This window comes from Acidovorax sp. HMWF018 (assembly GCF_003061035.1).
Classification (GTDB): Bacteria; Pseudomonadota; Gammaproteobacteria; order Burkholderiales; family Burkholderiaceae_C; genus Acidovorax; species Acidovorax delafieldii.
The window spans coordinates 1-14,280 of record NZ_QAIM01000002.1; the positions used below are offsets into that span (position 1 = coordinate 1).

The following is a 14,280-nucleotide window of genomic DNA, read 5'->3' on the forward strand; positions in this document are numbered from 1 at the left end:
CGCGCACCACCACGCCGGGCTGGGCGGTGTTGCTGGCGGCAGGGCCCACATGGATCACGCCCACGTCCTGGCCCAGGTCTTTCAGGCGGGCGTGGTCCGGGTGCAGGCCCAGCACCGTGTCGGCGCTGTCGAGCAGCAGGCCCAGCCACACGGGGCCGTTGTCCAGCATCTGCGCACCCAGAATCTGCTGCGGGCGCAGGCCCAGGGCGCTCGCAATCAGCGGCACCAGCGCGGGGCTGGGGGCGCTGCGCTTGAGCGGGGGGGCGGCAAACGCCAGGGTGTCGCCGCTCAGTGCGATGCGGACCAGGCCCAGCGCACATTCCTGGATCACCATGCCGTCCTGCTGCGGGCGGTGGCCTGCCTGCAGCCAGGCGTGGCAGGTGCCCAGCGTGGGGTGGCCCGCAAAAGGCAGCTCGCCATTGGGGCTGAAGATGCGCAGGCGGTAGTCGGCGCCGGCCGCGCGCCCGGCGTCGGTGGGCGGCATCAGAAAGGTGGTTTCCGACAGGTTGGTCCAGGCCGCAAAGCGGCGCATGTCGCTGTCGCTCAGGCCGTCGGCATCCAGCACCACGGCCACAGGGTTGCCGTAGCCGGGGCGGTCGCTGAAGACGTCGATCTGCTTGAAGGGGCGCTGGTGCATGGTGAGGCGCGGTCAGGAAAGGGGTTGGTCCAGTACCCCGCGGGCGCCGGGGCGGGTGCTGACCGTGTTGTACCACCGCTCCAGGTGGGGACGTGCGGCGCGTTCTTGCGGCAAGCCCCACCAGCGGTGGATCTCACAACCCACCGGGATGTCGGCCATCGTGAACCGCTCACCCGCCATGAAGGGCTGGCGGGCCAGGTGGGCGTCCAGCAGGGCCAGCAGGGGCTCCGTGGCCGCCACCGACGCGGCGATCAGCGCATCGTTGCGCTGGGCCGCAGGCGTGCGGATCCACTGGATGAAGGCGTCGCGCCCGGCCGGGTTCAGCGTGGTCTGCTGCCAGTCCATCCACTGCTCGGCCACAAAACGCGAGGGAAGGTCTTCGGGGTACAGGTTGCCCAGCGAATGCCGGGCGCACAGGTAGCGCACGATGGCGTTGGACTCCCACAGCACCACGCCCGTGTCCTCGTCCTCAATCAGCGGCACCAGGCCATTGGGGTTGAGGCCCAGGTAGCGCGCCTCGCGCACGATGCCGTACTGGCCGCCCGCGTCGGTGCGCTGCACTGAGGGCAGGCCCAGCTCCTGCACGGCCCACACGACCTTGCGCACGTTGATGGACGACAGGCGACCCCAGAGCCTCAGCATGGTGAATCAGCCCTTGCTCTCGCGGATGGCTGCCGCCAGCGCCGCGATGCCGGTGGCGATCTGCTCGACGGTGGAGGTCACGAACGACAGCCGCAGGGTGCGGTGGTCGGCGTTGTCGGCATAGAAGGCTGCCCCGGGCACAAAGGCCACATTGCGCTCCACGGCCTTGGGCAGCAGTTCGATGGCGCTCATGCTTTCAGGCAGGCGCACCCACAGGAACATGCCGCCGTCGGGGCGGTTCCAGTGCACGCCCAGGCCCTGCATTTCCTTGTCGAGTGCGGCCAGCATGGCCTCGCACTGCTGCTTGTAGAGCGCGCGGATGGTGGGCACGTGGCGGTCCAGGAAGCCGTCCTTCATCACTTCGGCCACCAGTCGCTGGTTGTAGCCGGGCGTGTGCAGGTCGGCCGCCTGCTTGGCCTGCAGCAGCTTGGGGTACACGGCCTTGGGCGCCACGATGTAGCCCAGGCGCAGGCCGGGGGCCAGCACCTTGGAGAACGAACCCATGTAGATGCAGCCGTCGGGGTTGCGGGCCGTGAGCGGGGCCGGCGGCGGTGCGTCGAACCACAGGTCGCCGTAGGGGTTGTCTTCCACCAGGGGCAGGTTCAGCTCGGCGGCGGCGGCCACCAGCTCGGCGCGGCGCGCGTCGCTCATGGTGCGGCCCGTGGGGTTCTGGAAGTTGGGCAGCACGTACAGGAAACGCGCCTTGTTAGCGCCGGTGCCCACCTTGGCGCGCAGGTCGTCGATCAGCACGCCCTGGTCGTCGCTGGCCACGGACACCACGTTGGGCTCCATGGGCGTGAAGGCCTGCAGCGCACCCAGGTAGGTGGGCGTTTCCACCAGCACGCGGCTGTCGGTGTCGATGAGGATCTTGGCGATCAGGTCCAGCGCCTGTTGCGAGCCGGTGGTGATGAGGATCTGGTCAGCGTCCACGTCCCAGGGCAGGAAGTCGGCAATCGCCTGGCGCAGCGGGCCATAGCCTTCGCTGGCGGCGTACTGCAGGGCGCCGGGGCCGTCGTTGGCCAGCACGGCGGCAGAAGCGGCGGCAAACGCGGAGACCGGGAAGGTCTTGGGCGATGGCAGGCCGCCTGCCAGGCTGATGATGCCGGGCTTCTCGGTGACCTTCAGGATTTCGCGGATGACCGAGGGGTTCATGCGCTCGGCACGGCGTGCCAGGGTCCACGTGCTGTTGGTGGGAAGGTCGTTCAGTTTCACTCTCGTCTCCTGCGGGTGGCCGCCTGGGCCGCTACGGTTGCAAAGTTGGTGTCAAAAAAATTGGTGTGCAGCAGCCCTGGCGGGTGCGTTCACACCTTCTCAGTCCACGATGAACAGGGTGGCGCCCTGTGGGGAGGTGGACCGGTGAGGTTCTGCATTGTCCGCCACCTGGTAACTCATGCCGGGTGTCAAGGTGTACTGGCGGCCGTCGGCCAGCTCTGTGTGCAGCTCGCCGCTCAGGCACAAGAGCACATGGCCCTTAGTGCACCAGTGGTCGGACACATAGCCTGGCGTGTACTCCACCATGCGCACGCGCACCTCGCCAAATGTCTGGGTGCGCCAGAAGGCCTGGCCCGCTGCGGCGCTTTTTTCTTCGCGCGGAATGCTGGCCCAGTCGGTGGTGGCAAAGGGAATGTTCTGCAAATGCATGGTTTCAGTCCTTGATCGACACCACGGCCTCGATCTCCACCGCAAAGCCACGTGGCAAGGAGCCGACACCGACGGCCGAGCGTGCGTGCCGTCCGGCATCACCAAACACTTCCACCAGCAGGTCGGAGCAGCCGTTGATAACCTCGGTGTGCTGCATGAAGTCGGGTACCGCATTCACCATGCCCAGCAGCTTGACCACACGGCGCACGCGCGAGAGGTCTCCGAGTGCTGCCTGCATGGTGGCGATCAGCTGCAGGCCCACTTCGCGGGCGTGCTGACGTGCCTCGTCGGCACTGATCTCGCGGCCTACCTTGGGGACCACCACCGTGTCGTTGCGCAGTGGCGAGCCCTTGCCCGACAGGTACAGCGTGTTGCCGTCCAGCACATAGGCATCGAAGTTGCCTCGCGGGGTGGATACGGTGGGTAGCACCAGGCCCAGCTGTTGCAATCGCTGCTCCGGGGTGGGGGCACTCATGCGGGGGCTCCGCGTTGTTGAATGGGCATCCGTTTGCCCACGAAGACGGTGGCGATCACGGCCACTGCGAACACCAGGGTGGCGGTATCGAGGTGTTCACCCAGCAGCGGCACGGCAAACAGCAGGCTCAAAAAGGGCTGGATGAGCTGGATCTGGCTGACCCGCACGGCACCCAACGCCAGGGCGCGGTACCAGGCAAAGAAGCCGATCCACATCGAGAACAACGCCACGTACAGAAAGCCCGCCCAACTCATCGCGCCAATGCTGGAGGGCACGGCGGGCGCAAACCACCAGGCCACGGGCAGCGTGAGTGGCAGGCTGCACACCAGCACCCAGCAAATCACCTGCTCGGCACCCAGCCGGGGCGTGAGGCGGGCGCCGCCGATGTAGCCCAAAGCGCCCGTGGTCATGGCAATCAGCAGGTAGACGTTGGCCGCGCCCAGATACAGGCCGCCCGCACGCCACACCATGAAGCTCAGCACCAGCCCGCTGCCCAGCACCGCACAGGCCCAGAAGCCTGTCGAGGGCCGCTGCCGGTACCACAGCGCACCCAGCAGGGCGGTGGACAGTGGCAGCAGGGCCGTGACCACCGCGCCATGCGTGCTGGGCACATGGCGCAGTGCCAGCGCCAGGAACAGCGGGAAGCCGACAATCACGCCAAACGCCGTGATGCCCAGCAGTGGCCACTCGGCCCGCACCGGCAGGTTCAGGCGCCCTTGCGTGCGCTGCCACAGCAGGTAGCCAATCGACAGCAAGCCCGCCACGGCGGCACGCCCGAACGTGACGAACCAGGGAGACAGCTGGGGTGCGTCGGTAGAGCCCACTGCCAGCCGCGTCATGGGCAGCGTGGCCGCAAACAGCGTGACGCCGACCAGGCCCCAGAGCAGGGCTTCTTTTTCCTGTGCGCGGTTCATAGGGTGAGCATCCAGTACGCAGTGAGCACCAGCACGAGTGCCAGCGCGCGGTTGAACCACAGCAGCCGGGCGCCCTGCGCCAGCCACTGGCGCAGCAGCGAGCCCACCAGTGCATAGACAAAGTTGCTGGTGAAGGCGAACACCATCATCACGCCGCAAATGATGGCCAGGCGCTCACCCGGGTTGGCGGCGGGCTGCCCTGCGGCATTGACCACCCAGCCTGCGCTGAGCGTGAGGGCCAGCATCCAGGCCTTGATGTTGACAAACTGCAGGCCTACGCCTTGCCAGAAGGTCACGTTCAGGCGCGACGTGTCGATGGCGGTCATCTGGCCTGCGCGGCTGAGCTTGAAAGCCAGCCAGAGCATGTAGGCCACGCCCAGCAGCGTCACCGCCCAGCGCAGGGCGGGCACGCCGGTGATGAGGGCACCCAGGCCCAGCCCGCTGCCCAGCATGAGCAGCGTCCAGCCCGCAGGCACCGCAAAGCAAAAGCGCAGCGCGCGCTTGAGTCCGAGGTTGGCGGCCAGCGCGGTGGACAAGGTGGTGTTGGGCCCCGGCGAAAAGCTCATGGCGGTGCAAAACAGCAGCAGGGCGGTGAGTTCAGCGACGCTCATGGTGGGTGCGGGAATGGGTGGGGGACTTGTCGGGGATCTGCCTTCAATGTAATCTTGCTACCAATACACAACCAGTACAGACAGTCGGCGCAGTTGCAAATCTGTATTGCCCGGCAAAACAATACACACCGGCGCCTGGCGGCGCAGCGAGCGGAATGCCACCATGCTGATGAAATCGTCGACCCAGTCGCTGACCGAACAACTGTCCGCCCGGTTTGCCGAGCGCATCCGCAACCGCCTGATGGCGCCGGGTGCACGCCTGCCGTCCGTGCGCCAGTGCGCGCAGCAGCATGGGGTGAGCTCGTCCACCGTGGTGGCGGCCTATGACCAGCTGCTGGCGCAGGGCCTGGTGGAGGCGCGCAAGAACCGGGGCTTTTTTGTCCGCGAAAGTGGCCGAGCGGTGGATGCAGCCGATGGCGACCTTGACGCGCGCGCGCGCCCCGACGACCTGGCTCTGGAAAGTGCTGCCGCCAACTGGAGCACGGCGCACTGGTTTGCGGCGCGTGCCGCCGGCCGCGCGGGTCCAGGGGTGTCGCCCGTCAACGCCACGGCGCTGATCCGGGGCATGTTCCACAAGATCAGCGACAAGCCCCAGCCCGGCATGGGGGTCTTTCCGCCCGACTGGCTGGAGTCCACCTTCATGCCCGCCGCCGTGCGCAAGGTCACCAACTCGCGCGCCCTGCAGGAGTTTTCGCTGCAGTATGGCGAGCCGCTGGGCGATGCAGGCCTGCGGCGCGTGCTGGCAAAAAAGCTGTCCACGCTCAACGTGCACACGGTGCCTGAGAACATCATCACCACCGTGGGGGCCACGCATGCGCTCGACATCGTGAGCCGCACCCTGCTGCGCCCGGGCGACCCGGTCATGGTGGAGGAGCCCGGCTGGGCAGTGGAGTTTGCGCGGCTGGCCGCCTTGGGCATGCACATCCTGCCCGTGCCGCGCCGCGCCGATGGCCCGGATCTGGAAGTCATGGCGCGCTACTGCGAGGTGCACAAGCCCAAGCTCTACGTGAGCGTGAGCGTGTTTCACAACCCCACGGGCTACTGCCTTACGCCGGGCAGTGCCCACCGCGTGCTGCAGTTGGCCAACCAGCACAACTTCCATGTGGTGGAAGACGACACCTACAGCCACATAGCGCCGGAGCACGCCACGCGCCTCACGGCGCTGGATGGCCTGCAGCGCACCATCTATGTGAGCGGCTTTGCCAAGATCCTGGCGCCCAACTGGCGCATTGGCTTCATGGCTGCGCCGCCTGCGCTGGTGGAGCAATTGCTGGACACCAAGCTGCTGGCCACGCTGACCACCCCTGCGCTGCTGGAAAAGGCCCTGGCACTGTGCATCGAGCAGGGCCAGCTGCGCCGCCACGCCGAACGCATCCGCACCCGGCTGGATGCCGCACGCGCGCGCAGCGTCAAGCTCGCCCTGGGGGCGGGCTGCACCTTTGCGGCCGAGCCGGTGGGCCTGTTTGGCTGGGTGGAGACCGGGGTGGACACCGATGCGCTGTCGCAGCGCATGCTGGACGAAGGCTATCTGCTGGCGCCCGGTGCGTTGTTCCATGCCGAGCGCAAACCCAGCACGCTCATGCGCATCAACTTCGCGACGACGCAGGACGCGGCGTTCTGGCGCATCTTTGAGCGTGTGCGTGCTGAGCAGGGGCGGTGAGCCGCAGCCATTGCCCTGGGGTCGCGCAATCGCATGGTGGTGTCGCCCACAGGAACCGGCGCAGGGGCCTACTTTCTTTCCACTTCCAGGTCAGACAATACCCGCAGCAGCGCGCGATTGACCTCTTCCAGGTCCATCTCGAAGGTCTCGCACAGCTGGCGGATGGCGCTGGCGTCATCTGTCTCCAGTGCACAGGCCATCTGCAGACCGCCGGTGTAGGGGCCAGTGCGCAACACGGTGGCGTCGTAGATGCGTTCGGACAGGGGCAGGCGCTTGAGGATGGTGCCCAGGGGCTCGCCCAGCAGCTCATCGAGCTGGGAGAGCAGGCCACACAGGTAGATCTCGCGGCGCAGGTCGTTCTCGATGCCCGCGTCCAGCAGCCGCGCGGTGAGCTGTGCGCGGATCACCATGGCTTCGCGCACCGGCTGCATGTTGGCCTCGGTGCTCGCATGGGGCAGCTGGTCGGACAGCCAGCGCTTGATGGAGCTGTAGCCCATCATCACCAGGCCCCGGCGCAGCGAATCAATTCCGGTGCGCAGGCCCAGGGCGGCCGAGTTGGTATAGACCATGAAGCGGTACGCGAGCAGCGGGTCCTCGCCCATGATGTCTTCAAAGGTTTCCAGCGACTGCTCGTCGTCGATGGCCTTCATGAGTTTGAAGATCACCGCGTGCGAGGGCTGCTGCGGGTGGTGGCGCAGGCTGTAGAGCACATCCTCCGTAGGCCACCCAGCCAGCGCCATCGCGTTGCCCTGGTCCAGACAGTGCTCCATCAGTGCCCTGCTCGCGATGTTTTCGTACATCTGGCCAGCCAGCACCGGGCTAGGGGTGCGTTTGGCAACAGGTGCTGCTGCGGCGGCGGCACTGCCTGGGCGTGGGGGCGTGGCTTGCAGCGCAGCCACGGCGTCTTCCGGGCGCAAGGTCAGCAGGCTGTTGTCGAAGCAGCGGGCAATCTCGGGCTCGGGCAGCTTGTCCATGTCGCCCCGCCACACCATGCGCAGCCCGCGCTGGTGCGCGGCCTTCACGCGGTCATAGATGGCAGAGTCCGACAGCCACTCGCCGCGCACCTCGATCCACGGTGCAGCACGTGGCGCGTTTTCGAGCAGGTCGCACAGCAGCTGGCGGGTCTGTGCCGAGATCAGCAACGGCGGCGAGCTGGCAGACCACAGCTCCTGCAGCGTGCGCAGCAGGTGCCCGCCATCGACGGTTGCCGAGGCCTCGTTGTGGGCATACAGCTGGATGCCTGCAAGTTTGCGGGCGCGGTTCCACAAAGGGCGGTAGCCCAGGATCAGGCTACCTAGGACGGATTGGACCATGGGCTCTCAGGCAAAAAACAGGGCCAGCCAGCGCTCGCGGGATGGGTGTCGCCACGGTGCACCAGCCGGTGCTGAAGCCTGCTGGCACAGGGTGCGATGGGCTCTGCGCCCGAACACCCTCTGCCGCACAGGCTCCTAGCCAATAAAGTTAAACAGCGACAACTTCTGAACCTGCGCATAGGACTTGAGTGCAGCCTCATAACCCACCTGCTGGTTCTGGAAGTCGGAAATGCCCTTGATCATATCGAGATCCTCTGCCCGCGAACGGTCGCCTTCCAGCTGGATGGAGCGCTTTTCCTGGTCGCCGGTGATGCGGTCTGCGCGATTGAGCAGCTCGCCGGCATAACTGCGCATGTTGTGTACGCGCTCCAGTCCAATATCGATGTTGGCCAGTGCCTGCCCCACGGCCTGGATGGCGCCGTTGTTGTTGGGAGCGTTGCGGATGCCATTGATGGCACTGTCCATGGTGCTGAACATGCTCGCGCTGGGCTGCAGGGTGACGGTATCCCCGTTGGCTGGGTTGCCCTTGATGTCGAAGGAAAGCCCCGGAATGCCTGGAACGGAGATGGTGACCGGCTTGTCGGTCGGGTAGTCCGGCACCACCACCGGGGCGGAGACGGCACCCGTGGTGGTGTTGGTGATGGTGTACGTGGCTGTGCTGGTGCCCGTGGTGGCGCCTGGACCGACTGCGCTGAAGGTGACGGTGTAGTTGTCACCCGTCACCAAAGCTTTGTTGGTGGGCGTGATGGCCGTGGTGGTGAGCTGTCGGCCTACCGGGATGTTGCTGACCCCGGCGGTGTAGACACTGTCGCGGGTGGGGTCGAACATGAAGGCAGAGTCGCCGTCGAGGGCCCCCGGTACCGTCACGCCGTTGCTCGCCGTCTGACCCGGCAAGCCCTGGAAGCTGTAGTCGGGGGAGCTGCTCAAGGGGCCCAGGAACGGCGCCAGCGCGCTGCCCAATGCACTCAGCAGGGGGATGCCGTTGGTGTCTTTCCGGTTGGCGACTTCGAGCAGCTGTTCCCGCAAACCCTGGAGTTGGTTGGCCACAGTGGCCCGGTCGTTGGGAGTCATGCTGGCATCGCCCGCACTGACCACCAACTCCCGAAAGTTCTGGATCAGATTCACCGCATCGCCCAGTGAGGATTCCCCCTGTGCAATCGCATTGCGCTGGGTTTCCAGTGCCCGCTGCTCGGTCTGGATGCGCGACAGGCGGTTGAGGGCTCGCTCGGCCTGCGCTGCCGACACCGGGTCGTCACTGGCGCGCACCACGCGTTTGCCAGAAGTCAGGTTCTCTTGTAGCGTGGTGAGGCTGGTCTGGCGCGCGCCCAGGTTGCGCAACGCGTTGTCGTACATGTTGGCCGTGCCGACGCGGTAGATGTTTGTGCTCATGTCGAACTCCTCACGCCAGGGGCGGCATTCATCGGCCCAGGCCCTGGATCAGCGAATCAAAAATGTTCTGCGCAATCTGGATCATCTTGGCGGAGGCCTGGTACGCCTGCTGGTATTGGATCAGCTTGGCGGCCTCTTCGTCCAGGTTCACCCCCGACACTGCCGTGCGGTCGCGCTCCAGGTTGGCTGCGATGGTGGAGGACAGCTGCTCCGCAAACTTGGCGCTCTGGGTGCGTGTGCCTACCTGGGCAATGGCGCCAGCGTACCCGTCGGAGAGGGTGGACTCGTCAAACATTTTCACGTCGCGCAGTCCCATCAGGGCATTCGCGTTGCCTGCGTTGCGGGTGTAGGCGTCTCCGTACTGCGGGTCCAGCGCATTGCCGATCACCACGGTGTCGCCCGTCTTGGGGGTGCCCTGCAGCGTGATCTGCCAGCCGTTGATCGAGATGGGCTGGCCCGAGGTGTAGGGCTGTGCAGTCGCCAGCGAGGTGGGTGGCGCGGTCCCGCGGTCGAGCACGTCGTAGGTCGTGGGCGGCCCGGCGGTGAACTGCAACTGGATACCCCCCAGGATGGGCGGAATGGCTGCTGGGTTGGCATTTGCCGGCAGCACCAGCCCCGGCGGGTTGGGCAGGCCCGTGGCCTTGAGGCTGCCCAGCTGCATGGTGCCGCCGTTGGCCGTGCCCATGGCGGCGTTGATGGGGTTGGCGGCTGCCAGGTCGCGCGGCGAATACACCAGCGCCTGGATGTTGTTGGCAGCCGTGCTGAACGGCTTGAACAGCATGCGCTCGCCAGGGTTGCCGGGCGTGGTCAGGTTGAAGTTGAGCCCATCGATCTGCAGCGTGGCCAGGTTGGCAGCGCTGGTGAACGGGGTTGATTGGCCGTCGGACAGGCGCACCACCTGCCCGGCCGTGCCCGTGGTGAAGCGAATCTCATAGTCGGACGCAGCAAACTGTGTGGGGCCGGTGAACGACACCGTGCCCACGCCTGCGCCGTTGGTGTGGCCCGGCATGCTGGTGGGCAAGGCGAACAGATCCTTGCCTGGCACGCCATCGAGCGTCAGGCCCAGGTTCTGCTGGTCGTTCATCGTCATGCCGATGGCCAGCGCCATGCGGCCCAGCAGATTGCGCCCTTCGCTCAGGTCCGTGTTCTGAAAGCGCAGCAGGCCCGAGACGCTGCCACCGCCCAGCACGTTCTCGTCCAGCTCCACGGGGGTGGCGCCCGGGCGGTTGAAAAACAGCTTGGACTGTCCGCTGCCCGGGAAAGTCGTTGCATCGTCGATCGACAGGCTGGCGGCTGTGCTGCCCAGCACCAGGGGCTGGCTGCCCGCCACGAACAGGCCCACGGTGCCGTCATCCGCCGGGATCTGGGTGGTCTGCACATACTGGTTGATGTCGCGGATGATCTGGTCGCGCTGGTCCAGCAGGTCGTTGGGGCTCTGGCCGTTGCCGGTGGCCCGGGCTATCTGCTCGTTGATGGCAGCCATCTGCGTGGCCAGGCTGTTGATGGCGGTCACGCTGCTCTGCAGCTGTTCCTTGACGGTGTACTCGATCTCGTTGATCCGGTCGCTGGCGGTGCGCATGCGTGCGGCCGTTTCGTCCAGCCGCGTAAGGACCACCGTGCGTGCCGTGATGTCGGTGGGACTGCTGACCACGTCCGAGAACGCGTTCATCATGTCGTTGATGGCGGCGCCCAGGCCCTGGGTGCCGCCGCTGAACACTTCCTGCAACTGGCTCAGGCGCTGGGCGCGGATGGCGTCGGCCGCCTGGGTCGATCCAGCCGCGGCCGACTGGCGCGTGAGCAGCTCGCTCTGGTTGCGCAGAATGGTCTGCACATCCACGCCCTGGCCGATGTAGCCACCGCCCGTGAACTGGCCCTGGACGGTTTGCAGCACCACCGTCTGGCGCGAATAGCCGGGTGTGTTGACATTGGCAATGTTGTGGCCTGCCGTCTGCAGGGCCACCTGGTTGGCCAGCAGGGCGCGGGCGCCGACGTTGAGCAGACTCATGGCTTACCTCGGTTCTTCTCGTCCATCACGCCTGGGCGCGCTGTACACGCAGCGCGCTGTTGATAGCGCCGCTGAGCTTCTTGGCGTACTCCGGGTCGGTGGCGTAACCGGCCTTTTGCAGCTCGGCCGCGTAGGCCACGGCAGAACCCGTCTTGGCGGTGGCCTGGGCTTTTTCGTAGCGCGGGTTATCGGTGATGAGCTTGGCGTAGTCGCGGAAGGAATCCTCGTACGAATCGTACGCACGGAACTTGGCCACCACCTTGCGCGGTGTGCCGTTGATGTATTCGGTGGTCGTGATCTCGGCCACCTTGCCGGTCCAGCCCTTGCCCGCCTTGATGCCGAACAGGTTGAACGAGTTGCCACCGTTGGCGGTCTTGATCTCGCTCTTGCCCCAGCCGGTTTCGTGCCCAGCCTGGCCGAGCATGAAGCTGGCGGGGATGCCGCTTTCCTGCGCCACGCGCTCGGCGGTGCCGCTGAGGTGCTGCACAAAGCCTTCGCGGCCTTTGGGGACGGGCAGGGTGGTATCGACGGAAGACGTGGTGGCGGAGGTCGCAGACCGGTTCTGTGCCTGCGGCAGGCTCAGCGTGGACGGCACCGAGAAGTTGGTGTCCGCACCGCCCATCTGGCGCGAAAGCTGGCGGGCGATGGCTTCTGACAAGCCGCCCTGCAGGCCCGACATGTTGACCGATAGCTGCTGGTCCAGCATGTCCTGGCCCAGGTTGGCCTGCTCGCCTTCCATGAGGCCGGACTTCATCGTGGCGTCGCGCATGCTCTTGATGAGTTCGCGCATGAACAGCGATTCAAACTGCTTGGCCGCCTCGCGCGTGACCTGTGCGCTGTTGGCGGTGCCCGCTTCGTACTTGAGGGAGTTGAGCGAGCGGATATCGACGGCCAGCGCGTTCGACGGGCTGGTGGTGCTGGACGAGGGCAGGGTCAGGGCCATGGTCGCTCCCGGTGGATGGCGCGCGCAGCGGCGGCAGAGCGGGCCATGTCAGATCACCTCCAGCTCGGCGTTGAGCGCGCCGGCGGCCTTGATGGCCTGCAGGATAGCCAGCAGGTCTCCGGGCGTGGCGCCCAGCGTGTTGAGGGCCTTGACCACGTCGGCCAGTTGCGGCGACGCAGGCATCTGGATCACGTTGCCCGGCTCCTGGTTGATGGTGATGTCGCTCTTTTGCGTGACCACCGTCTGCCCTTGCGAGAGCGGGTTGGGCTGGCTGATGACAGGTGTGCTGCTGATGGTGATCGACAGGTTGCCGTGGGCGATGGCGCATGGCCCCAGCGTGACCGCCTGGTTGAGCACCACCGAGCCCGTGCGGGCATTGATGACGACCTTGGCCGAGGGGGTGGAGGTTTCGAGCGGCAACTCTTCCAGGTCGGCAATGAAGCCCACGCGGGCGCCGGGGTCGATGGGCGCGCGCACCTGCACCGTGCGGCCGTCCAGCGCAGTGGCCAGGCCGTTGCCCAGCTTGGCGTTGATCACCTGCGCCACGCGGCGGGCGGTCTGGAAGTCCGAGGCATTCAGGCCCAGGTTGATGGTGTCGCCTTCGTTCAGGGGGGTGGGCACGGCCCGCTCCACCTGCGCGCCCAGCGGAATGCGACCTGCGCTCAGGTGGTTGATCTGCACTTTGCTGCCACCGGACGATGCGCCTGCACCGCCCACCACCATGTTGCCCTGTGCCAGCGCATAGATTTCGCCGTCAGCGCCGCGCAGCGGTGTGACGATGAGAGTGCCGCCCTTGAGCGACTTGGCGTTGCCCATGGACGAAACGTTCACGTCGATTTGCTGGCCCGGCTGGGCAAAGGCGGGCAGTTGCGCCGTGACGATCACCGCCGCCACGTTCTTGAGCTGCAGCTGCGACGCCGTGCCGGGGGGCAGGCTGATACCCATCTGCTGCAGGTAGTTGGACATGGCCTGCGTGGTGTAGGGCATTTGCGTGGTCTGGTCGCCCGTGCCGTCAAGCCCCACGACCAGGCCGTAGCCCGTCAGCTGGTTGCTGCGCACGCCCTGCACCGCCGCCACTTCCTTGATGCGCAAGGCCTGTGCAGGCGTTGCCAGACCTGCGGCCGCCAGGGCCAGCAGCAGCCACAGCGTGCGCGCCGTGCGGGTCAGGGGGGAGTGGGACGAGGCTTGCATGGCATCCATTGTGGTGGGCCATGGCCAGAACTAAAACCCAAAAAGAAGCGGGTTCACCGGCTTATTGGCTGCGTCTGGAGCCGCGCTGACAAGGGGTGCGCAGGCACGGCCTGCAAGCGTTCTGGCAGGCCATTTTTGAGCAAAAATGGCCAGAAGCGCTAGTGCAATATGCGCTGATAGCTATCAAATTCGTAGTGAACAAAGGCAACGCCCAGCCTTCCGTCAGATGCCGGAAGGACTGGGGGCATGGGCGCACTGGGCGCACTCAGGGCGCCCGGGCTGGTCAGAACGGCGTGACGGTGTTGAAGAACCGGCCCAGCCAGCCCATGGCCTGGGCTTCGTTCTGTGCACCGCGTCCGCGCGACTCGACGCGCACGTTGGCCACCTGGGTCGAGTTCACGATGCTGCCGGGCTGCAGCGCGCGCGGGTCCACCGTACCCGAGAAGCGCAGCACATCCACGTTCTGGTTCACGCCGATCTGCTTCTCGCCGGTGATGACCAGGTGCCCGTTGGGCAGCACATCCACCACCGTGGCGGTGATGGAGCCGGTGAAGGTGTTGGCGCTTTCGGTGCCGCCCTTGCCGGAGAACGCATTGCCCGAATTGGCGCCAACGCCCAGCTTGTCGGTGAAGGTCTTGCTGGTGAAGGGCAGGGCCGTCACGCCAGCAGAGACTTCAGAGGTGCGGTCCACCGTGGACGACGACTTCTGGCTGGCCGTCACGTTTTCCACGATCTGGATGGTCACGTTGTCGCCCACCAGGCGCGCGCGCCGGTCTTCAAACGCGGGGCGGTAGCTGGCGTTGTGGAACAGTCCGCCCGTCACCGGGGGCGGTGTGCGCGGTGCAGCGGCCAGCGGGGG

Annotated in this window: 14 protein-coding genes; 1 reads left to right on the forward strand and 13 read right to left on the reverse strand. The window is 66.4% G+C overall.

All coding sequences use genetic code 11. From position 1 onward, the window contains the following. The 7 genes from DBR23_RS00030 to DBR23_RS00060 all read right to left on the reverse strand — a co-directional run. On the reverse strand, window positions 1-637 hold a 637-nt coding region (locus DBR23_RS00030), incomplete at its 3' end, for a PhzF family phenazine biosynthesis protein (RefSeq protein WP_108496886.1). 12 nt (window positions 638-649) lie between these two features. After that, complete coding sequence (locus tag DBR23_RS00035; protein WP_108496887.1) at window positions 650-1,279, reverse strand: glutathione S-transferase; 630 nt, start codon at window positions 1,277-1,279, stop codon at window positions 650-652. Between the two features lie 6 nt (window positions 1,280-1,285). After that, window positions 1,286-2,491 carry a PLP-dependent aminotransferase family protein gene (locus DBR23_RS00040; protein ID WP_192422095.1) on the reverse strand — a complete coding sequence of 402 codons (1,206 nt, stop codon included), beginning with the start codon at window positions 2,489-2,491 and terminating at the stop codon, window positions 1,286-1,288. Window positions 2,492-2,590: 99 nt separating this feature from the next. After that, window positions 2,591-2,920: a DHCW motif cupin fold protein gene (locus tag DBR23_RS00045; protein WP_108496888.1), complete on the reverse strand. Its 330-nt coding sequence runs from the start codon at window positions 2,918-2,920 to the stop codon at window positions 2,591-2,593. 4 nt (window positions 2,921-2,924) lie between these two features. Further along, a complete protein-coding gene (locus DBR23_RS00050; protein ID WP_108496889.1) occupies window positions 2,925-3,395 on the reverse strand; it encodes a RidA family protein in 471 nt (156 codons plus the stop codon). Then, a complete protein-coding gene (locus DBR23_RS00055; protein WP_108496890.1) occupies window positions 3,392-4,309 on the reverse strand; it encodes a DMT family transporter in 918 nt (305 codons plus the stop codon). Before DBR23_RS00055 ends, DBR23_RS00050 begins: the two co-directional genes overlap by 4 nt. Continuing rightward, a complete protein-coding gene (locus tag DBR23_RS00060; protein ID WP_056747996.1) occupies window positions 4,306-4,920 on the reverse strand; it encodes a LysE family translocator in 615 nt (204 codons plus the stop codon). Before DBR23_RS00060 ends, DBR23_RS00055 begins: the two co-directional genes overlap by 4 nt. 163 nt (window positions 4,921-5,083) lie before the next feature. Here DBR23_RS00060 and DBR23_RS00065 point away from each other — a divergent pair, with 163 nt between their 5' ends. Beyond that, on the forward strand, window positions 5,084-6,580 hold the full coding sequence (locus tag DBR23_RS00065) for a PLP-dependent aminotransferase family protein (RefSeq protein WP_108496895.1): 1,497 nt from the start codon (window positions 5,084-5,086) through the stop codon (window positions 6,578-6,580). A gap of 68 nt (window positions 6,581-6,648) precedes the next feature. Here DBR23_RS00065 and DBR23_RS00070 read toward each other — a convergent pair whose 3' ends face one another. The 6 genes from DBR23_RS00070 to DBR23_RS00095 form a co-directional block, all read right to left on the reverse strand. Continuing rightward, window positions 6,649-7,893, reverse strand: coding sequence for an HDOD domain-containing protein (locus DBR23_RS00070; RefSeq protein ID WP_056747999.1), 1,245 nt, complete (start codon window positions 7,891-7,893; stop codon window positions 6,649-6,651). Window positions 7,894-8,028: 135 nt separating this feature from the next. Further along, on the reverse strand, window positions 8,029-9,282 hold the full coding sequence (flgL, locus tag DBR23_RS00075; protein ID WP_056065641.1) for a flagellar hook-associated protein FlgL: 1,254 nt from the start codon (window positions 9,280-9,282) through the stop codon (window positions 8,029-8,031). Between the two features lie 28 nt (window positions 9,283-9,310). After that, window positions 9,311-11,287, reverse strand: a complete 1,977-nt coding sequence (flgK, locus tag DBR23_RS00080; protein ID WP_108496891.1) for a flagellar hook-associated protein FlgK — start codon at window positions 11,285-11,287, stop codon at window positions 9,311-9,313. Between the two features lie 25 nt (window positions 11,288-11,312). Further along, complete coding sequence (flgJ, locus tag DBR23_RS00085; protein WP_108496892.1) at window positions 11,313-12,230, reverse strand: flagellar assembly peptidoglycan hydrolase FlgJ; 918 nt, start codon at window positions 12,228-12,230, stop codon at window positions 11,313-11,315. A 48-nt stretch (window positions 12,231-12,278) separates the two neighbouring features. Further along, window positions 12,279-13,421 (reverse strand): flagellar basal body P-ring protein FlgI, encoded by a 1,143-nt coding sequence (locus DBR23_RS00090; RefSeq protein WP_369882068.1) that lies wholly within the window; start codon window positions 13,419-13,421, stop codon window positions 12,279-12,281. Window positions 13,422-13,704: 283 nt separating this feature from the next. After that, window positions 13,705-14,280 (reverse strand): flagellar basal body L-ring protein FlgH (locus DBR23_RS00095; protein WP_108496896.1); only part of this gene is annotated, 576 nt, incomplete at its 5' end.